The sequence below is a fragment of the Arthrobacter rhombi genome (assembly GCF_900163545.1).
GTDB lineage: Bacteria > Actinomycetota > Actinomycetes > Actinomycetales > Micrococcaceae > Arthrobacter_H > Arthrobacter_H rhombi_A.
This window is the reverse complement of the sequence record NZ_FUHW01000037.1, coordinates 25,467-45,862: the sequence shown is the minus strand read 5'-3', so window position 1 is coordinate 45,862 and position 20,396 is coordinate 25,467. Positions and strand designations below refer to the sequence as shown.

Sequence of the window (20,396 nt, the reverse complement as noted above, 5' to 3'; positions counted from 1 at the left end):
TACTGCTTTGTCTCCTAGCTGAAACATTGTGCATGAAATTCTCATGACGTGGATATGTCTCTCCGATTCTCACGACTGGTGAAACCAACTGGGTAGTTTGAATCGCAACTATTCTTCTAGTATCTGAGTCCCAGCCGGTGCAGGAAAAATTAGTGCTTCGTATCTAGGGGAAAGGGGATTCAGTAGGTGGCTGAGGAAGTGTTCTAGGCATCAGACTCAGGACGGTTCAGTTTCCGCTGTTAGGCACGAACCGGCTGATTTCAGTGACAAAAAGGGGTATGCTCCGAAAAATGAGCGGACTGTGGCAAGGTATGGGAACGGTCCCGGAATGAGGCTGCGTGATCCTTGGCGCTGCGTACCCTTCAGGTTGCTTTCGCTGCTCCGGATGAATTATTGCGGGATGGACCACACGATTCCGACGACGTTGTTTGCTAGTCCTCGATACCAGCCAGCCGCGCCTGGAGGGAGCGGATCTCCGCGGTGAACTCGGGCACCGGGCCGATGACCTGGATTCCGGGGGCGACGGCGTTGACCGGCAGCGGTGTCACGGGGCCCGCGGGCACGCCCCATTCGCGATGCCAGGCGGTGAGTTGTTCGGAACTGGAGGCCAGCACGATGGTCCCCAAGCCCACCCAGGCGTGGGCGGCACTACACATCGCACAGTGTTCCCCCGAGGTATAGACCACTGCCGTATGGCGTTCGGCCGGGCTGAGGTTCGCCGCCGCCCACCGGGCGATCGCGATTTCGGGGTGGCGGGTGGCATCGCCGTCCTTCACCCGGTTGCGGTCCTCGAAGCGGACGGTGCCTGCGGCGTCGACCAGCAGCGAGCCGAAGGGGTGGTCGCCGGCCTCGAGGGCTTCGCGGGCCAGCTCCACACAACGGCGCAGATGGCCGCGGTCTGTCTCGTCTAGTGGCTGGCCCTCTCTTCCGGGGCCGTCGATGTTGGCTGTTGAGTGATGGGCGTCCATGCCGCCAACCTAGCAGGAAAGGCCCGGCCTCCCCGCAAAAATTTTGGGGGAGGCCGGGCCTTTCACCGGTCGGGACGCTCTAGCGGCCGGTGCCGCCGTGGACCGTGGCTTCGGTTTCACCGTCGAGGTCGAAGGCCCCGTGAACGGCGCGTACCGCGGTATCGAGCAATTCGGCGTCGGTGACGACCGAGATGCGGATCTCCGAGGTGGAGATCATGTCCACGTTCACCCCTGCCTGATGCAGGGCCTCGAAGAAGCGGTAGGAGACGCCGGGGTTCGAACGCATGCCGGCACCGATCAGCGACAGCTTGCCGACCTGGTCGTTATAGGAGATGTCCTCGAAGCCGATCGTGGCGCGGGCCGCTTCCAGGGCCTCGAGAGCGTCAGTGCCTTCGACGCTGGGCAAGGTGAAGGAGATATCCGTTTTGCCGGTTTCAGCTTTCGAAATGTTCTGCACGATCATGTCGATATTCACGTTGGCACCGGCGATCACGCCGAAGATCTCAGCTGCCGAACCGGGGACGTCGGGGACGCCGACCACGGTGATCTTGGCTTCTGAACGGTCGTGGGCCACGCCGGAGATGATGGGCTGTTCCATGGTGTCTCCCTCTTGGAGCTTGATGTTGTCTTCGGGGCTGGGCAGCACCCAGGTTCCCTCATGGTCATTGAAGGATGAGCGCACGTGCAGTGGCACCCCGAAACGGCGGGCGTACTCGACGCAGCGCAGATGCAGGATCTTGGCTCCGTTGGCCGCCATCTCCAACATCTCCTCGCTGGAGATCACATCGATCTTCTGGGCCGCAGGCACGATCCGTGGATCCGAGGTGTAGATGCCGTCGACGTCCGTGTAGATTTCGCAGGAATCGGCCCCGAGGGCGGCAGCCAAGGCCACCGCAGTGGTGTCGGAGCCGCCGCGACCCATCGTGGTGATGTTGTTTGATTCGCGGCTCATGCCCTGGAATCCGGCCACGATGGAGATGTAACCGCGGTCGATGGCCTGGCGCACGCGATGCGGCGAGACGTCAATGATGCGCGCCTTGCCGTGCACCGCATCGGTGATCATGCCGGCCTGGCTGCCGGTGAAGGACACTGCCTGGCTGCCGGACGATTCGATCGACATGGCCAGCAGGGCCATGGAGATGCGCTCACCGGCCGACAGGAGCATGTCCATTTCGCGCGCGGGCGGCGCATCGGTGAGCTGATTGGCCAGATCAAGCAGCTCATCGGTGGTGTCACCCATGGCCGAAACCACGGCGACGACGTCGTTCCCGGCCTCCTTGGTGGCGAGGATTCGGGCCGCGACGCGTTTGATGCCTTCGGCATCAGCGACCGACGAACCGCCGAACTTTTGGACAATCAGGCTCATGCGTTTGCACACTCCACAGGGTTGAGGATAGGACGGCCAGCCGCCGAGCCGGCCGGACACATTCTTAACCAGTGTAACGAGGCTGCGGCGTGGTGCCGTGTTCGAGTGACTGTGAACCGTCATGATGCGCCCCGAGATCATCCCGTGGGCTGACTCGCTCCGTACCGAACCAACGTAGGCTCATCCGCACGATCACGGGGCACAAGGCGCCGTGGCGCAGTCTGTCAGGAGGGGTGATGGGCATCCAGGAAACCCAGTACGACGGCGGTGCTCCGGTTCGAACACCGGCGGCCGGATCGGGGGTGGTGGCCATCGGGCTGGCCCGCTCCTTCGGAACCGTTCGCGCGGTCGAAGCCATGGATTTCACGGCTCGGCCCGGGGAAGTCACCGCATTGATCGGCCCCAACGGTTCGGGCAAGACGACCCTGCTGCTCATGCTCGCCTCATTGCTGGCCCCCGATACCGGAAGCATCAGGATCTGCGGCATCGATCCCGTCGAGGATCCGCGTGGGGCCAGGGCCCTATTGGGCTGGATGCCTGACACGCTCGGCGTGTGGGAAGAACTGACCGTCCACGAGATCCTGGCGATGATGGGCCGGCTCTACGGGGCCCCCAAGGCCGATGCCTCCGCCCGGTCCCAGGAACTGCTGGAGCTGGTGAAGCTCGACGAGTTCGCCTCCCAGCCGGCGCGCGTCCTCTCCCGTGGGCAACAGCAGAAGCTCTCCCTGGCCAGGGCGCTGGTCAATGACCCGCAGGTCCTGCTGCTGGATGAACCCGCTTCCGGGCTGGATCCGGGAGCCAGGATCGAGCTACGTAACCTGCTGCGTGAGCTGGCCGGACGGGGACGCACCGTGGTGGTGAGCTCCCATGTGCTGGCCGAACTCGATGAGATGGCCGACCGGGCGGTCTTCGTCTCGGCCGGTAGGACCGTCAGTGAGCAGCGGGTCGACGACGCGGGGTCCACGGGGCGCCGCTATGCCATCGAGGCGCTGGACCGCGAACAGCTGACTGGCGCGCTGGATGCCGCGGGCATCGAATTCACCCTTTCGGCAGGAACCCGGCAGGCGGAAGCCGTGGTCCATCTCGGTTCCGATCCGGAGGCCGCGGCGCTGTTGCGCCAACTCATTGTCGCCGGGGTCGGTGTGGTGGCTTTTGGGCCCGCCTCGGGAATCCTGGAGGAGTCCTACCTGCGCGCCGTGAATACCACCCAGGACCCTCCGACCCATCCAACAGCAGCAGGGGAGCCCCAGCCATGAGTACATCAACGGTGACGCGCCGTCCCGACGACGGGGGCCAGGGCAAGGAACAACGCGATGGCTCAGCATTGGGATTCTGGGCCGGAGTAGGAGCCGTCTTCCAACTCGAAAGCCGCCAACGGATGCGTTCGCGCGGCTGGTACGTGATGCTGGCCGTCTGGTTCGCCGTCACGGCATTGGTTGCCGGGCTGGCCGCGTGGACTGCGGGTTCCGAAGAGGGTTTCGGACAGGTCATGTTCGAACTGGTCATCGGGTTCGTGCTGTTCTTCGGCCTGCTGGTGGCCCCGGCGCTGTCGGCCAACACCATCACCGGTGACCGTGCCGGGGGGACCCTGGCCATCCTGCAGAACACCCTGCTGACCCCGGGCCAGATCCTGTGTGGCAAATGGCTGGCCGCCTGGATCTCCTCGCTGGCCTTTCTGCTGGTCTCGGTGCCGATGATCATCTGGGCGATGACCTATGGGGACGTCTACCTCCCGGCGGTACCGGTGCTGGTCGCCCTGACAGCCGTGGAACTGGGAGTTGCCTGCGCGATCGGGGTGGGGATTTCTGCCCGCTCCGCCCGGCCGCTGTTCGCGATTGTCGCCAGCTATCTGGTGGTTGCCCTGCTGGGGCTGGGGACCTTGATCATCTACGGTCTGAGCTTCCAGCTGGTCAAGGAGTCGGCGATGGCTTCGGAACAGATCTGGCCCGATGACCCCTGGGAGGAAGTCAGGTACAACGAGAAGGACGAAGCGGTGGACGCCCAGGGCGATGTCATCGAAGACCAGGAGGCCTATTTCGCCGAGATCGAGAAGAAGTCAGCGGCGGTTTTCGACGAGCAGAACTTCTCCTGCGGTAAAGCGCTATTTCCGGTCAACGTCTACCACACAGAACGAAACACGTGGTTGTTGGCGGCGAACCCCTTCGTGGTGGTCGCCGACGCGGCACCGGTGAGACCCCGCAATGCGGCAGCCGATGACTATGTGGGTGAGGGGCCCATGGAGGCCGTCAGCACGATGGTCCGTCAAGCCCAACGGGGCACCGCAGCAACCGATCCGTGCCTGGACGGGGTGAAGCAGCCGGTCGTTGATGAATACGATCTGACCGGCACCACCCCGCTCTGGCCGCTGGGTCTGGGTGTCCAGGTCGTGCTGGCGGCGGGACTGCTGGAGTCGGGGCGCCGCCGGCTGCGCACCCCGGTGAAGAAACTGACGCGGGGGACCCGGCTGGCATGAAAACGCGGGGTGTTCCCATCCCCCCTGGGAACACCCCGCGCGACTAGTGGGTACCGAGGGTGTTTTCACCCTCGCCGAGCACGGCGTGCAGGAAGTCCTTCGTGCGCTGGTGCTTCGGATCGCTGAACATCACCGAAGGTGAGGCCTCCTCGACGATCTTTCCGCCGTCGAACATCAGGACGCGGTTGGAGACATCGCGGGCGAACTGCATCTCGTGGGTGACGATCAGCATGGTGATATCAGTGGTTTCGGCGATATTACGCAGAATGCCCAGCACATCCCCGACGATCTCCGGGTCCAGGGCGCTGGTGACTTCGTCCAGCAGCAGGATCTCCGGGTCCATGGCCAGGGCGCGGGCAATGGCCACCCGCTGCTGCTGGCCACCCGACAGTGACGATGGGTGGGCGCCGGCCTTATCGGACAGGCCCACCCGCTCCAGCAGCTCCTTGGCCTTCAGGGTGGCCTCGCGCTTGGACTGCCCGAGCACATGCACCGGCGCTTCGATGATGTTCTCCACGACCGTCATGTTGGGGAAGAGGTTGAACTGCTGAAAGACCATGCCGATCCGTTGGCGGATGCGCTTCTGGTCCTTCTTGCTGACGGGCACCCGTTTGCCGCCGCGCTCCTCGTGCGTCAGGGGCTCGCCACCGACGAAGATGTATCCGCCGGTGAGCTCCTCCAGCGTCATGACCAGACGCAGGATCGTGGTCTTGCCTGAGCCCGAGGGGCCGATGAGGGTGACCCGATCGCCCTTCTGGACGCTGAAGTTCAGGTCATGCAGCACCACGTTGTCGCCAAAGGCCTTTTCGACATCGCGGAAGTCGATCACGGGGCCGTCGGCACCGGCACCCGCCGTCGGGATGGCTGTTGACTCAGGTTTTGTAGGCAAGGCGCTTTTCCAATCTGCCAATGAGGAGTGAAGTCGGGTAGCTGGCCAGCAGGAAGATGATACCCACCAGGGTGAACGCTTCGGTGTACCGGTAGGTGTCACCACCGTAGATCCTGGCGGCGTTGACCATGTCGAGGACGCCGATGACCAGCAAGTACGGGGTGTCCTTGAACATCGAGATCGCATAGTTGCCCAGCGCCGGGATGGTGGCTCGCAGGGCCTGCGGGATGATGATGGCGGCCCAGGTACGTCCCGTCGACATGGACAGGGCGGTGGTGGCTTCCCATTGTCCCTTGGGTACCGAATCAATGCCTGCGCGGTACACCTCGGACATGTAGGTCGCGTAGTGGATCCCGTAGACGATCACGCCGATGGTAATCAGGTCCAAGGACAGGAAGGCATAGGAGGCGAAGAGCAATTGGACGATGATCGGGGTCATCCGGATAACGTTCGCCATCCATTTGACGGCCACGGACAGCGGGCGCGGAAGAACCCGGATGGCCATGGCGATGACCAGCCCCAGGAGGGAAGCGACGACCGTACCAAGGACGGTGACCAGAAGGGTCACCTTCACGAACTGCGTCAAGAGGGTCGGCAGGACGTCCGAGACGGCGCTCCAGTCCCATTCGATGGCTGCGGGAATGCCAATCATGAGGCACCTCCTGCCCGGGTGCTCGGCGGTGGCGCCGGCGAGAGCATCCGCCATAGCGACGTGCCTTGTCCCAGCTTGTGCTTGGCTTGGCGCTCCAGGGCGTTCATGATAAACGTGAGCACCAGAGCGAAGGCGAAGTAGCCCAAGATGCCTACGACGCCGTAGGTGAACAGGGTGCCTGCGGGTCGCTTGAGTAGCTCGAGCTGGTAGGTGAAGTCGTCCAGCAGGATGAACCCCACGATGGCGGTACCTTTCATCAGGTGGATCAGCAGACTGGATAACGAGGGAATCATCAGTGCCCAAGCCTGCGGGAAGATGATGCGGCGCATCCGCTGGATGGGGCCGAGACTTAGTGCGGTGGTGGCCTCCCACTGTCCTGCGGGCACCGATTGGATCGAGCCGCGGACGACTTCGGCGGAATACGCCCCGTAGTTCAAGCCCAGCGCCAGGACGGCGGCCACCATCGGCTCGATAGGGACACCGAGGAGTGGCAGGACATACACGAGCCAGAAGACCTGAACCACCAGAGAGGTTCCGCGGAAGAACTCGATGATGATGCGGGCGGGAATGCGGAAGGCCTTGGAGGGGCTGGCTGCGGCCAAGCCCAGGATCACGGCGAGGATGAGCGCGGCGATGGCGCCGAGGATCGTCAGTTCAACGGTGAGGCGGAAGCCGTCGAGCAGGCGCGGCATGGCCTCGCCGATCGCGGCAAATTTATCGTCCACGGAGGCTGGACTCCTTCTCGTGCGGGGGACAGACTAGCAGCGCTGCGGCCGGCCGCTAGGGCCGGCCGCAGCAAGGTGTTGCTACTACTCGTCGCCGGGAGCGCCCTCGCAGAGCTGAGCGGTGGTCATGTCCTTCGGCGGCAGGTTCTCTGCCGTGAAGCCGAATTCACCGACCACGTCCAGGTAGGAGTCCTCGGATTCAGTGACCTTGGCCAGGCCTTCGTTGTAGGCCTCGAGCAGCTCGTCGTCACCCTTGGCGAAGACGGTGGAGCCGGCGCCGAGCTGCTTGACGCCGTCGATCTCCTGGACGAAGCCGTCGCCGACGGAGATGTTGGCGTCCGGGTTTTCCTTGGCCATGGTGGTCAAGGAGATCGCGGTCATGGCGAAGGCGTCGGCACGACCGTTGTCCACGGTGTCCATGCCCGTCTGTGCGTCGGGGACCGACTGGACCTTCAGGCCCAGAGACTTCGCGTAGCCTGCTTCGATGCCACCGGCGAGCACGGCGAGCTTGATGTCCTCTCCGTCATCCATCTTGGACTTGATCGTGTCGAGGTCGTCGAGACCCTTCGGATTGTCCTTCTGCGTCATCACGGCAGTGGTGTACATGATCTCCGGATCAGCGAAGTCGGCCTCGGCGCAACGTTCGGGCAGGATGGACATGCCAGCGCTGACGGCGTCGAAACGTCCGGCCTTCAAGCCGGGGATGAGGGAGTTCCAGTCGACGAGCTTGGTGTCGACCTTGTCGATGCCCATCCCGCCGAAGATCTTATCGGCCAGGGCGATGGTGGCACCGGTGGGCTTGCCGCCCTCCTCGTAGGAGTAGGGAACCTCGCCGGCGATGGCAACGGTGATGGTTCCCTTGTCCTTCAGGTCCTGAAGGTGGCCTGAGCCGGCCTCAACGGAGCCGCTGTCGCCACCGGCCTCGCCCTCGGTGGTCGAGCCTCCGCCACAACCGCTCAGGGCGAGGGAGGCGGAAGCGAGAATGGCGCCGGTGGCCAGCAGGGACCTGCGACGGATACTGCGGATCATGGTGTACCTCTTTCGGGGATGCATTGACCGGGTGGCGACGGTCCAGCCTCCCCCAGGAGGGCGGACCGACGTCGGGCGAACCCGACCGGTTGGTGCTGAGTGGTGTGAATCACGCTAGTCATGAAATAGTCAATTGACAATCCGACTTTCCAGACGTTGGATTGTCAACAATTAAAGATCCTGGAGATGAAATCCGCGGAAACTCGCGGAAACCTGCGGGAATTCGTGTCTTCTGCTCGTCGGGAAACACGCGAACAGCTCCACAATCACGATTAAGTTACGATCGAACCCCCACGGATCCGGTAGCAGACCCCTCAAGGGTGCGAGCTCCCGCACGCCGCGAGCGGCAGAGAGGGAACTTCCAATGCCCATAGGGCAGCACTCAACGGCACCGAACATGGCACGCGTGCAACGGTCTTCCACGGTCGACCTGATCACCGCTCAGCTCCGCAACGCGATCTACGATGGGCTGCTCCTGCCGGGAAGCCAACTCCATGAGGCCATCGTCGCCCAACAATTGGGGGTGAGCCGGGGTTCGCTGCGTGAATCCGCCCAGCGGCTGGTCCAGGACGGGCTGCTCGTGGCCCGTCCTGGACAAGGACTCAGGGTGGCCACGGTCGGTGTCGAGGACCTCGAATCCCTGTACGCCGCGCGTTTGGTCATCGAAGAGGCCGCGCTGCGCACCTTGGCCGGGTTTCCGGGACGAGAGGCTCGACGAGGGCGTCTGGCCACCGTCATCCCGCTGCTGGAACGGCTGGAGGAATGGGATGCAGGGAAAGGCGTTCCTGGGTCCCCTCGTGCCATCGGTGACACGGACCTGGAGTTGCATTTCGAAACGGTGAAGGCCGCTGGGAACCTCCGGCTGGCCCACTTTATGACCTCGCTGGTGATGGAAACCCGTATCGCCAGCCTGGGACATCCCCGAGGCTATATCGTGCGCACCGACGTGGGTGAAGTGCATCGGCAACGCCTGGAACTGGTGCTCTCCGGGCGGGGAGACGCTGCGGTGGAACAACTCAGCGAACATTTCAGGGACACCCTGGACCGGCTCACGGGCCGCGTGCCCGCAACGGTGGCAACGGCCGCCGTCGAACAGCCCGAGAAAGACCAGCAGTTGGGGCCCATCGCCACCTGACATCCCTGAGGGGGAGGCTAGGACCTAGCCGTGCAGGTCAGGACATGACGCGGCGGCCTTCGAAGGCCCGCCCCAAGGTGACCTCGTCGGCATATTCCAGATCGCCGCCGACGGGAAGCCCCGAGGCAAGACGTGAGATCTTGATGCCGATGGTGGAGAGCATGCGCGCCAGGTAGGTGGCCGTTGCTTCGCCCTCAAGGTTGGGGTCGGTCGCGATGATGACTTCGGAAATCTTGTCGTCGTGCAACCGCCCGAGCAGTTCACGGATATGCAGCTGGTCCGGTCCGATCCCCGCAATCGGGTTGATGGAGCCGCCCAGCACATGGTAGCGACCGCGGAAGGATCGCGTGCGTTCGACCGCCATGACGTCCTTGGACTCCTCGACCACGCAGAGCACCGTGTCTTCCCGACGCGGATCACGGCAGATGCTGCAGGTCTCGGATTCGGTGACGTTGAAGCAGACCGTGCAGAACTTCACCTTGTCCTTGACCGCACGAATGGCATCAGCGAGCCGGTTCATGTCCTCCCGATCGGCTTCCAGAATGTGGAAGGCGATGCGTTGGGCGGACTTGGGCCCGATGCCGGGTAGCCGACCGAACTCGTCGATCAGCTCTTGGACTGCACCTTCGTACACGAAACCTCACACTGCAAAGTTGGATGACGGCTCCGGGTGGAACCTAGATGATCGGGGTGCCGTCATGGTTGCGTTCCTCGATCAGGCGGCCGTTGAGCAGGCGTTCGATCGCCGGGCGGCCGACCACTCCGGATTCCTCGATGGAGATGTCATCGTCGCTGGGAATGTCCTCAACGTAGGTCGATTCTACGTCCGTTCGGGGCCGGGGGGGCGTTGCCCCGCCGCCGGATGCTATTCCCTGGGTGTTTGAGGCTGACTGATCCTTCACCCGGGCCTGATTCAATAGCTGCTGGTACCTGCTCATCGGCTTATCGGCAGTGGGCTGCGGGGCTTCCCGTTCGGGAACGGCAGGGGCCGACGGCGGGGCCACGGCTCCGGGAGCCGGGGCCACGGGCGCCGCGGAGTCAGCCGGTGCCGGCGCTACCGGTGAGGCCGAACCGGCGGGCGCTGGTGCCGCAGGAGCGGAGGTACCGACCGGCGCGGGCGCTGCAGGAGCCGGTGCTGCAGGAGTGCCGGCTGTCTGGTCTGCTGGTGCCGAGGGCGTGGGGGCCGCTGGAACAGGTGCTGCCGGCTCCGGACGCTGCCAGGTTTCACCTTCGGGGCGGGTGGCGCGCTGGGTCGGGGGTTCGGCCGCAGGCGTCGCGGGGCCGGAGGGTTCGTCCCAGGGCGCTACGGGCACGGTGTCGCTGCCCCAGTCGTAGCCGCCGTCGTCCTCTGGCTCTGCGCCGAAGTCGGTGGGTCCTTCATCAGGTGAGCGGTCGGGTGCACCACGGGAAGGACGGGCGCTGGTCGTTGCGGCTCGATGCTGTCGCAAGGCGGCAGCAGGTCCCGATGCCGCGTGGGCTTCCGGCTTGCTGCCTCCGGGAGCCGGGGCTGCCGGAGGCTGGGTCGCCGGTACGCGGGCTGTCGGCGCTGGGACTGCCGGGGGCCGTGCCGCAGTCGCCGTGTTGCTGGAGGTCGACGGCGCGTGCGTGGGTGCTGCCGTGGCGCTGTTCTGCGCTACCGGGCCGCGGGACGCCGGCGCGGGCCGGCGCTCAGCTTTTGGGCCCGAACCACCCGCCGGAACGGAACCCCCGCCGGTGATGACGATCTCGGGCGCGACGCCCAGGATGTGGTTGATGGCACCCCGGAGCAGATCGATGTTCTCCTGCTTGGCGGAAAAGGCCTTCATGGGTCCGGGATTGGCGAAAGCGACCGTCAACGTCCGGCCATCGAAGCCAGCCAATGAGGCGTGTGGCTGGATCGTCAGCCACACGAACTTCCTCTCTTCGCGCAGGGCGTCCATGATTTCCGGCCAGGCCCGACGGAACATCTCCACGGTGCCGGCAGTGCCGCCGGGCGTAGGTTCCTCGGCGGATGGTTCCGGCTGGGCCACCGGCTCGTTGATCGGCGTCGAGGGTTCCTCCCGCGTCGGGGAGGGGGTGGCTACGGGCTGTTCCGGGGCGCTGGGAGCCGAGCCGCCGTCGGCCGGGCCAGCGGTTTCGGTGCGCTGGCGGTTGTTTTCCGTCGGGGCCGGGGCCTCGGTAGATGCGGCAGCAGCCGTGGGATTGGCGGGTGTCGCCGCGGCGGGCGGTGACGGATTCTCGTCGACGGGGCCCCAGGCCCCCCAGTCGGCCGATGATTCCTGCGGTGTGCCGGCAGGCTGCGGTGCAGCCGTGGGGGTGCTCGGCGACGGCGCAGCGGTTTCGGTCTCGACCGGTTGCGGTCCGGCTGCCGGTTCGGCAGGTTGCGGCGCAGCACTGGGCGGCTCGGTGTCCGGCGGAGTGGAGGCGGCGGTGGGGGCCGGCTCCACGGGGCGGGGTTCGGTCGGGACGGCGGTGGGCTGGTCCTTGCCGCGGGCTGCCCGCAACGCTTCGCGGACGGCAGCGGCCCCCTGGGGGCTGGTCGTGGATTCGAAACCCGTCGCCGCCTGCGGCGTGCCGGCGCCGCGCACCGGAACGTCGATCGAGGGTTGGCCGGCAGGGATCTCGGGGACGTCCCCGGCATAACTGAGGCGGCGTTCGATGCGGTCCACCCGGGCATTGATGCCCCGTTCGGTGGTGTCCGCCGCCGGCAGCAGCAACCGGGCGCAGAGCAGTTCGAGGTGCAATCGCGGGCTGGTGGCACCGGTCATTTCGGTGAGGGCCTGGTTGGTGACGTCGGCGCTGCGGCTGAGCTCCGCATGGCCCAATAAGGTGGCCTGCTGCGTCATGCGGTGCAGCTGGTCCTCGGGCAGCCCGCGGATCACCTGCGAGGCGCTTTCGGGCATCGCCTTCACGATGATCAGGTCGCGGAAGCGCTCCAGCAGGTCCTCGACGAAACGCCGCGGATCGTGCCCGGTCTGGATGACCCGGTCGACCGCCGAGAAGACGGTCGCCGCATCCTGGGCGGCCATCGCGTCCACCACGTCGTCCAGCAAGGTGGCATGCGTGTACCCGAGGAGGGAGACGGCCAGCTCGTAGTCCAGTCCCTCGGGGCCGGCGCCGGCCATCAGCTGGTCCAATACGGAAAGGGAGTCACGTACCGAACCGCCACCGGCACGAATGACCAGGGAGAGCACCCCTGGAGCCACGGGCATGTTTTCCTGCGAGCAGAGTCGCTCGAGGTAGGCCATCAGGGGTTCGGGGGGAACGAGTCGGAAGGGGTAGTGATGCGTCCGGGACTTGATGGTCCCGATGACCTTATCCGGTTCCGTCGTCGCGAAGATGAATTTGATGTGCTCCGGCGGCTCCTCGACGATTTTGAGCAGCGCGTTGAAGCCGGCCGAGGTCACCATATGGGCCTCGTCGATGATGAAGATCTTGTACCTGTCGCGCACCGGGGCGAAGGTGGCGCGTTCTCGCAAGTCGCGGGCGTCGTCGACGCCGCCATGGGAGGCAGCATCGATTTCGATGACATCCAGCGAGCCGGATCCGCCGGTGGCCAACTCCAGGCAGCTATCGCAAGTGCCGCAGGGTTCCGCCGTCGGACCCTGGGCGCAGTTCAGGCAACGGGCCAGGATCCTGGCCGAGGTGGTCTTGCCGCAACCGCGCGGACCTGAGAAGAGATAGGCGTGGTTCACCCGGTTCTTGGACAGGGCAGCCATCAGTGGGGTGGTGACATGCTCCTGCCCGATCACGTCCGAGAAGGCGTCCGGACGGTAACGACGGTAAAGGGCTGTACTCACGAGTCGAAGCCTATCCGTTCCGCCGGGCTCATTGCATCCCCGGGGCGCCCGCAGTGAACCCGCCGAAGACCCACGGATCACGTGGAAGGCCGGAAGGGTCGAAGGCAGCCAGCGCGGCGGTCAATGAAGCACCCGGAAGTCCCAACGATTCCAGCAGGCGGGCGCGCACCCGCTGCGGGGGGAAACCTTCATGTTCCAGCTGTGCCAACGTGACCGAACCGTCCCGTTTGGCGAGGCGTTGGCCGTGTTCATTCAGGACCAACGGCACATGCACGTATTCCGGCAGTTTTGCGCCGTGGAAGTCTCCGCCCAGACCGGAGAGCAGCGTGGCGAGGTACCCCTGACGTGGGGTGGAGGGCAGCAGATCATCACCACGAACCACCTGATCGACTCCCTGGAGGACGTCATCAACGACGACGGCAAGGTTATAGGCGGGGACGCCGTCATTACGGAGGACGACGAAGTCATCCACGACCCCGGTGTATGGCCCGTGGAGGGTATCGGTGATGGTGAACTGCACGACGTCGGTGCGTAGCCGAAGTGCTGCCGGGCGCAGCTGCCGGCGGCTTGCCCGTTCGGCCTCGTTCAACTCGCGGCAGGTCCCCGGGTAGGCGCCGGGGGCGGCATGCGGCGCCGAGGGGGCTTCGGCGATATCGCGTCGAGTGCAGAAGCATTCATAGAGCAGGCCTGCCTGCTGCAGGGCGGCGATGGCGGCGTCGTAGCCCTCGGCCCTTTCGGTCTGGCGGACCGCGGCGCCGTCCCAATCGATGCCGATGGCGTGCAGATCGGCCAACTGGACCTCTTCGGCGCCGGCGCGGGCGCGATCCAGATCCTCCACCCGCAGCAGGAAGTCCCGGCCAGTGGAGCGGGCAAAAAGCCAAGCCAGCACGGCGGTGCGCAGGTTCCCCACATGCAATTCACCCGAGGGGCTGGGGGCGTAGCGTCCGGCGCCCATGGTGACCTCCTCATCGCGCGGCGGTGGGAAAAGTAAAGACCCCTCATGCACCTGCCAGAGCCCACCTACCCTTGCTACCTTCCGGTCCTGGGGGAGTTCGACGGGATGACACCACATGAGGGGCCGACAAATAGTGTACCTGAAAATGCGTGCTCTCCCGTCCCGGGCTTCGGCCCCGTGGGGCGCTGGACCGGCAGCTATTTGGCAGCGGTCGGCCCGGAATGGGCGGGCTGGGTGTCGATTCGGTCTGCGCGGATTCTTCCGGTACGCTGGAAACTGCTCTTTTGGGCAATCTGGAGGATTCGCCTAGCGGCCTATGGCGCACGCCTGGAACGCGTGTTGGGTTCACGCCCTCGGGGGTTCAAATCCCCCATCCTCCGCGGATACAAAAGCGGCCCTGACATCGGAAGATGTCAGGGCCGCTTCTGTCTGCCCGGAAACCCAATCCTTTCGTGTCCCCGAATTCGTGCCTACCATGGGGACAGGTCCGCTGCCGGGCCGGTGGCGGATAGTCAACCGGAGGGAGCCCACCATGGCCACGCAGAGCACCAGCACCCCAGCGCGCAATGTCGCCCAAAAGCTGATCTCAACGCATTTGGTCGACGGGGAGATGACCCCCGGCGCCGAAGTCGGCATCTCCATCGACCAGACGTTGACCCAGGATGCGACCGGGACAATGGTCATGCTGGAATTGGAGGCTTTGGGGCTCGACCGGGTGAAAACCGAACTTTCGGCCCAATACGTTGACCACAACCTGCTGCAAACCGACGAGAAGAACCCCGAGGACCATCTGTTCCTGCAATCCGCTGCAGAACGGTTCGGGTTGTGGTTCTCCAAGGCGGGTAATGGCGTCTCCCACCCGGTCCACCAATCCCGCTTTGGCAAACCCGGTGCCACCATGGTTGGTTCCGATTCACACACCTGCTCCGCAGGAGCCATCGGCATGCTGGCCGTCGGCGTTGGAGGCCTCGAAGTGGCCATGGCCATGGCCGGAGAACCGCTCTATGTGGCGATGCCGGAGATCTGGGGTATCGAACTGACCGGGGAACTACCCGACTGGGTGTCGGCCAAGGACGTGATCCTGGAGATGTTGCGCCGCCACGGGGTGAAGGGCGGCGTCGGGCGGATCATCGAATACCACGGCCCCGGACTCGCGGGACTCACGGCCATGGACCGCCACGTCATCGCGAATATGGGGGCGGAACTCGGGGCCACGACCACCGTCTTCCCCGCAGACGAGGCGGTCCGCGAATATCTGGCGGCAGTCGGGCGGGAAGACGAGTTCCAGGAGCTGGTGGCCGACCCGGAGGCCGGCTACGACCAGACGGACTCCATCAACCTTTCCGAACTGGAACCGCTCATCGCCAAACCCTCGTCGCCCGGCAACGTCGTCACCGTGGCGGAAGCAGCCGGGGAGGATGTTTTTCAGGTGGTCGTCGGTTCCTCGGCGAACCCCGGTCTGCGCGATTTTGCGGTATTCGCCGAGATCCTTGCCGGCCGTCAGGCCTCCGAGCAGGTCTCGGTCGATGTGAACCCCACCTCCCGCGAGGTCCTGGCAGATCTGATCGGCGGCGGCTGGCTGACCCAGCTGGTCGGAGCAGGAGCCAGGATCCACCAGTCAGGCTGCATGGGCTGCATCGGCATGGGACAGGCCCCGGCCGCCGGTCGGAACAGCCTGCGCACCATGCCCAGGAACTTCCCCGGCCGCTCCGGAACCGAGGAGGACGCCGTGTGGTTGTGTTCCCCCGAAACCGCGGCCGCTGCCGCCTTGACCGGCAAGATCACCGACCCGCGCGAACTCGGCCGCACCCTGGAGATGGCCTACCCGCGCCCGAAAATGCCGAAAACGTTCAGCCAGAACTCCGACATGCTCCAAGCACCGTTACCGCCGGAGGAGGCGGCCCGGGTCGAGTTGGTCAAGGGATCGAATATCTCCAGCCTTCCCGATTTCGACGCCATCGCCGACGACCTGGACCTTCCGATCCTGTTGCGGATGGGCGACAACGTCTCCACCGACGAGATCATGCCGGCAGGGTCCAGGGTGCTGCCCTTCCGCAGCAACATCCCGAAGATCGCCGAGTTTTCCTTCTCCCGCATCGACACCGACTATCCGGCGCAGGCCAAGGAGAACGACGACGGCCACGCGGTGATCGCCGGGGAAAACTACGGTCAGGGGTCCTCGCGTGAACATGCGGTCATCGCCCCGCGTTACCTCGGATTGCGGGTAGCAGTCGCCAAGTCCTTCGCCCGCATCCACTGGCAGAACCTGGCGAATTTCGGGATCCTCGCGCTGGAATTCACCGATGCCGCAGATTACGACGCCGGGACCACGGGGGAGCGGCTGGTCATCAACGGCCTGCATGCCCAACTGAAGGCAGGCAACGACGTCGCGGCGACCTTGGGTGGTCGGGATGTCACGTTGCGCCATAAACTCTCGGACCGGCAGGTCGATATGGTGCTGGCGGGTGGACGGATTCCCGCCGTGGCGAAGGGCTAAAGAGAACCCGGCAGGGGGTTCGTAGCGGTGACGGCGAGGCCGCCACCGCTACGGTGCTCCGGGGCAGGACCCTAGTCGGTCAGCAGCTCGCGGTTGGCCGCACGACGGCGGGCCTGCTCGGCGGGATCCGGCACGGGCAGCGAGGCGATCAGGCGCCGCGTGTAGTCGTGGCGCGGACTACCCATGATCTGGTTCCCGATTCCCTCTTCGACCAGCTCACCGCGGTACAGAACACCGACCCAGTCCGCGAGCATGTCCACGACAGCAAGGTCGTGGCTGATGAACAACGCGGCGAAGCCGTACTCCGTCTGAATTTCCTTGAACAGGTCCAGCACCGCGGCCTGCACGGACACGTCCAAGGCGCTGGTCGGCTCATCGGCGATCAGGAGTTTCGGGTTCAGTGCCAGGGCCCGGGCCAGGCTGGCACGTTGACGCTGCCCACCCGAGAGTTCATGGGGGTAACGGTCCACGAACCGGCCGGGGAGCTGGACCGCATCCATCAGTTCACGCACCCGGTCCCGGGCGCCCGAGACCGTGGGGTCCTGATGGACCCACAACGGTTCGGCCACGCAATCACCGATGGTCAGATGCGGGTTGAATGATGCGCCCGGGTCCTGGAAGACGAAACCGATGTCCTTGCGCAGCGGTTTGAACGTCCGCTCGCGGAAGTTGAGCATCTCGTAGCCGAGCACGTTCAGGCTGCCACCGGTGATCTTGTTCAGACCGGCGATGGAACGTCCGATGGTCGTCTTACCCGACCCGGATTCCCCCACCAGCCCGTACACTTCCCCAGCAGAGATCTGGAAGGACACCCCACCGACGGCCCGGAAACCGGATTTGCCGATCCCTCCGGGGAATTCGACCTCCAGATCCGTGGCGCGCACCAGAACCTCGGCCTCGGAATGGGCCCGTTCCACCAGTCCAGCCGAGGCAGAGTTCCGCCCCAAGTGCGGGACGGCCGCCAAAAGCTCCTTGGTGTAGTCCTCCCGTGGGTTGGCGAACAGGTCCGCCACGGGTGCCTCTTCGACGACATCCCCGCGATACATCACCACCACGCGGTCGGCCAGATCCGCGACGACCCCCATGTTGTGGGTGATCAACACGATCGAGGTTCCGTCCTGATGTTGCAGCTCCCGGAGCAGCTCGAGGATCTCTGCCTGCACGGTGACATCCAGGGCAGTGGTTGGCTCGTCTGCCACGATGAGTCCAGGATTCAAGGCCAGCGCCGCGGCAATGACGACGCGCTGCTTCTGGCCTCCGGAGAACTGGTGCGGGTAGTAATCCACCCGGTGCTCAGGATCCGGGATCCCTACCTTGGCCAACGCTTCGATGGCGCGGGCCTTGGCCTGTTTGCGGCTGATCCGGTGCCCGGATCCTGCGTGGGCGCGAATCCCCTCGATGATCTGCCAGCCCACGGTGTGGACCGGATTCAGCGCGGTGGAGGGTTCCTGGAAGACCATCGCGACATCGCGGCCCCGCAGGCCACGCAGTTCGTGGGCACTGACGGAGAGGACATCCGAACCGTTGACCAGGACGGCCCCCGAACTGGTGGCCGTTTCCGGCAAAAGTCCCAGAATCGTCTTGGCCGTGACCGTCTTGCCCGAACCGGATTCGCCGACGATCGCGACGACTTCGCCGGGCTTGACGTCCAGATTGACGTTGTTGACCGCGTGGACATCGCCACCATCGGTCGCGAAGGTCACCTCGAGCCCCGAGATGGATAAGACGGGGCTTGTTCCACCGGCCGCGGCCGGGTTCGGGTCCTGCCCGGATTCACGTTCGTGACTCATTTGGTGACCTCCAGTCCGGTTCCATTGACATAAGCGCTAGCGGGCACGTTGGGACCGCCGCGCTTCTTCCTTCCGGCGCGACGCCGCCCGCGCAGCCGCGGGTCGTTCAGGTCGTTCATGGACTCACCGACCAAGGTCAGCCCGAGCACGGTCAGGACGATCGCGAGACCCGGGAACAGCCCGGTCCACCAGATGCCACTGGTGGCATCGGCCAGGGCCTTATTGAGGTCGTAGCCCCATTCAGCGGCCGATGACGGTTCGATGCCGAAACCCAGGAAGCCCAGACCTGCCAGGGTAAGGATTGATTCAGCGGCGTTGAGGGTGAAGATCAACGGCATCGTCCGGGTGGCATTGGGGAAGACATGCCGGGAGATGATCCGCAGGTTCGAGGTGCCGATCACCTTGGCCGACTCCACGAAGGGTTCGGCCTTGAGCCGGATGGTTTCGGCGCGGGCGACGCGGAAGTACTGGGGAATGAAGACCACGGTGATCGAAATCGCCGCTGCCATGATCCCCCCGAAGAGGTTGGACTGGCCGCCGCTGATGACGATCGACATCACGATGGCCAGCAACAGTGCCGGGAAGGCGTAGATGGCGTCGGCGATGACCACGAGCAGACGGTCGACCCAACCACCCAGGTATCCGGAGACCAGCCCGAGGATCACTCCGGCGAAGACCGACATGAGCACGCCGAGGATGATGACCAATGTCGCGGTCTGGGCTCCCCAGATCACGCGGGAAAAGACATCGTATCCACCGACGGTGGTACCCCAGATATGTGCTGCGTTCGGTGCCATCTGAGCGCCGAAACTGGTGCCGTCGGCTGAGGCCTGTGCGTAGCCGTAGGGGGCGATCAGGGGTGCGAAGATCGCTGTCAGGACCAAGGCGCCCGAGAGGATCAGCCCGATGACCAGCATGGTCCGTTGCAAGCCGACGCTCTTGCGCAAATGCGAGATGATCGGCAGTCGGGTCCACCGGGGCTGTCGGGCGGATTTCTGAGCGGATGTCGAGGTTGTGGTGTCCAAGATCAGTACCTCACTCTCGGGTCGATCAAGGCGGCTATGACATCCACCAGGAAGTTGGTCAGCGCCACGATCACCGCGATGAGCATGACGATGCCCTGGACGGCGACGAAGTCCCGGGCGGTGAGATATTCCGCGAGCATGAAGCCCAAGCCCTTCCATCCGAAGGTGGTCTCGGTCAGGATCGCGCCGCCCAAGGTCAAGGCGATCTGCAGACCCATGACCGTGACGATCGGGATCAGTGCCGGTTTATAGGCGTGTTTGGTAACCAGTCGATACTCGCTGACGCCGCGCGATCTACCGGCTTCGACGAAGTCGGAGCCCAGGGTGCCGATGAGGTTGGTGCGGACCAGACGCAGGAATACCCCGCCGATGAGTAGTCCCAAGGCGATGGCCGGGAGGACTGCGTGTTTGAGGACGTCCAGGGCGATCGTCATGTTCCCGGCGCGGAGGGCGTCCAGAAGATACAGGCCGGTCGGATTTCGTAGTCCCGAGAGTTCGGCCAGATAGTCGGTTCTGCCGGAAACCGGGAACCAGCCGAGCCACACCGAGAAGATCAGCTTGAGCAGCAGACCGGCGAAGAACACGGGGGTGGCATAGCAGAGGATGGCGAACAGTCGCAGGAAGGCATCGGAGAGCCGGTCGCGCTTATAGGCGGCAATCATGCCAAAGGGGACCCCGATGATGAAAGCCACGATCAGTGCGTAGATGACCAGTTCCAGAGTGGCTGTGCCGTACTGGGCGAGGATCTCGGTCACCGGGCGGTTATCCGAGAGCGTGGTCCCGAAGTCGCCACGCAGGATGTTTCCGAGGTAATCGAAATACTGGATGAGGACGGGGCGGTCGTAGCCGGCCGCATGGATCCGATCGGCCAGTTGTTCCGGGGGCAAACGGCCGCCCAGGGCGGCGCTGATCGGATCACCAGTGATTCGCATCAGGAAGAAGACCATGCTGATCAGGATGAACATGGTGGGGATGATCAGCAGGAATCTGATCACCAGATAACGGATCAGGCCGAGGTGTTGGCTTCTGGGTTTCTTCCCTTGTGCCGGTGCGGATCCGGCCGGCACCCTGTCGCTAATTACTGTCATAACTACCTATACTCGTGCGGCCCGG

Annotated in this window: 16 protein-coding genes, 1 tRNA gene and 1 other RNA gene; 5 read left to right on the top strand and 13 right to left on the bottom strand. The window is 64.7% G+C overall.

The features are described 5' to 3' along the window. Positions 1-431: 431 nt before the first annotated feature. Complete coding sequence (locus tag FM101_RS10205) at positions 432-968, bottom strand: nucleoside deaminase (protein WP_086999225.1); 537 nt, start codon at positions 966-968, stop codon at positions 432-434. A gap of 79 nt (positions 969-1,047) precedes the next feature. Next, the gene (locus FM101_RS10200) at positions 1,048-2,334 is read right to left on the bottom strand and encodes an aspartate kinase (RefSeq protein ID WP_086999222.1); all 1,287 of its coding nucleotides are present in this window, start codon (positions 2,332-2,334) and stop codon (positions 1,048-1,050) included. Between the two features lie 236 nt (positions 2,335-2,570). Between FM101_RS10200 and FM101_RS10195 the strand changes: the two genes are divergently transcribed. After that, positions 2,571-3,590 (top strand): ABC transporter ATP-binding protein, encoded by a 1,020-nt coding sequence (locus FM101_RS10195; RefSeq protein ID WP_086999219.1) that lies wholly within the window; start codon positions 2,571-2,573, stop codon positions 3,588-3,590. Further along, positions 3,587-4,807: an ABC transporter permease gene (locus FM101_RS10190; RefSeq protein ID WP_245806680.1), complete on the top strand. Its 1,221-nt coding sequence runs from the start codon at positions 3,587-3,589 to the stop codon at positions 4,805-4,807. Before FM101_RS10195 ends, FM101_RS10190 begins: the two co-directional genes overlap by 4 nt. A 43-nt stretch (positions 4,808-4,850) precedes the next feature. On the opposite strand, the gene FM101_RS10185 is transcribed toward FM101_RS10190, so the two are convergent. From FM101_RS10185 to FM101_RS10170, 4 genes are all read right to left on the bottom strand, one after another. Beyond that, entirely contained in the window at positions 4,851-5,696 is an 846-nt protein-coding gene (locus FM101_RS10185) for an amino acid ABC transporter ATP-binding protein (RefSeq protein ID WP_275542622.1), read from the bottom strand. Next, positions 5,680-6,348 (bottom strand): amino acid ABC transporter permease, encoded by a 669-nt coding sequence (locus FM101_RS10180; RefSeq protein ID WP_086999212.1) that lies wholly within the window; start codon positions 6,346-6,348, stop codon positions 5,680-5,682. The genes FM101_RS10185 and FM101_RS10180 overlap by 17 nt, the downstream gene beginning before the upstream one ends. Further along, positions 6,345-7,073, bottom strand: a complete 729-nt coding sequence (locus FM101_RS10175; protein WP_245806679.1) for an amino acid ABC transporter permease — start codon at positions 7,071-7,073, stop codon at positions 6,345-6,347. The genes FM101_RS10180 and FM101_RS10175 overlap by 4 nt, the downstream gene beginning before the upstream one ends. 84 nt (positions 7,074-7,157) lie before the next feature. Next, a complete protein-coding gene (locus FM101_RS10170) occupies positions 7,158-8,102 on the bottom strand; it encodes a transporter substrate-binding domain-containing protein (RefSeq protein ID WP_086999209.1) in 945 nt (314 codons plus the stop codon). 397 nt (positions 8,103-8,499) lie between these two features. Here FM101_RS10170 and FM101_RS10165 point away from each other — a divergent pair, with 397 nt between their 5' ends. Further along, complete coding sequence (locus FM101_RS10165) at positions 8,500-9,237, top strand: GntR family transcriptional regulator (protein ID WP_179204298.1); 738 nt, start codon at positions 8,500-8,502, stop codon at positions 9,235-9,237. A gap of 37 nt (positions 9,238-9,274) precedes the next feature. On the opposite strand, the gene recR is transcribed toward FM101_RS10165, so the two are convergent. The 4 genes from recR to ffs form a co-directional block, all read right to left on the bottom strand. Next, entirely contained in the window at positions 9,275-9,871 is a 597-nt protein-coding gene (recR, locus tag FM101_RS10160; RefSeq protein ID WP_086999204.1) for a recombination mediator RecR, read from the bottom strand. A gap of 43 nt (positions 9,872-9,914) precedes the next feature. Next, positions 9,915-13,016 (bottom strand): DNA polymerase III subunit gamma and tau, encoded by a 3,102-nt coding sequence (locus FM101_RS10155; RefSeq protein ID WP_086999201.1) that lies wholly within the window; start codon positions 13,014-13,016, stop codon positions 9,915-9,917. A 28-nt stretch (positions 13,017-13,044) separates the two neighbouring features. Next, entirely contained in the window at positions 13,045-13,971 is a 927-nt protein-coding gene (gene gluQRS, locus FM101_RS10150) for a tRNA glutamyl-Q(34) synthetase GluQRS (protein ID WP_086999198.1), read from the bottom strand. 31 nt (positions 13,972-14,002) lie between these two features. Further along, positions 14,003-14,099: signal recognition particle sRNA small type (gene ffs / locus FM101_RS10145), an RNA gene on the bottom strand. Positions 14,100-14,266: 167 nt separating this feature from the next. Here ffs and FM101_RS10140 point away from each other — a divergent pair. Together FM101_RS10140 and FM101_RS10135 are read left to right on the top strand one after the other, a co-directional pair. Then, positions 14,267-14,351: transfer RNA gene (locus FM101_RS10140), tRNA-Ser, on the top strand. Positions 14,352-14,503: 152 nt separating this feature from the next. Then, positions 14,504-16,468: an aconitate hydratase gene (locus FM101_RS10135; protein ID WP_086999195.1), complete on the top strand. Its 1,965-nt coding sequence runs from the start codon at positions 14,504-14,506 to the stop codon at positions 16,466-16,468. Positions 16,469-16,539: 71 nt separating this feature from the next. Here FM101_RS10135 and FM101_RS10130 read toward each other — a convergent pair whose 3' ends face one another. From FM101_RS10130 to FM101_RS10120, 3 genes are read right to left on the bottom strand one after another with little or no spacing between them, the layout of a single operon-like run. Next, complete coding sequence (locus tag FM101_RS10130) at positions 16,540-18,258, bottom strand: ABC transporter ATP-binding protein (RefSeq protein WP_086999193.1); 1,719 nt, start codon at positions 18,256-18,258, stop codon at positions 16,540-16,542. After that, on the bottom strand, positions 18,255-19,283 hold the full coding sequence (locus FM101_RS10125; RefSeq protein WP_086999190.1) for an ABC transporter permease: 1,029 nt from the start codon (positions 19,281-19,283) through the stop codon (positions 18,255-18,257). The genes FM101_RS10130 and FM101_RS10125 overlap by 4 nt, the downstream gene beginning before the upstream one ends. Before the next feature lie 2 nt (positions 19,284-19,285). Beyond that, positions 19,286-20,371, bottom strand: coding sequence for an ABC transporter permease (locus FM101_RS10120; protein ID WP_086999187.1), 1,086 nt, complete (start codon positions 20,369-20,371; stop codon positions 19,286-19,288). Positions 20,372-20,396: the final 25 nt, after the last annotated feature.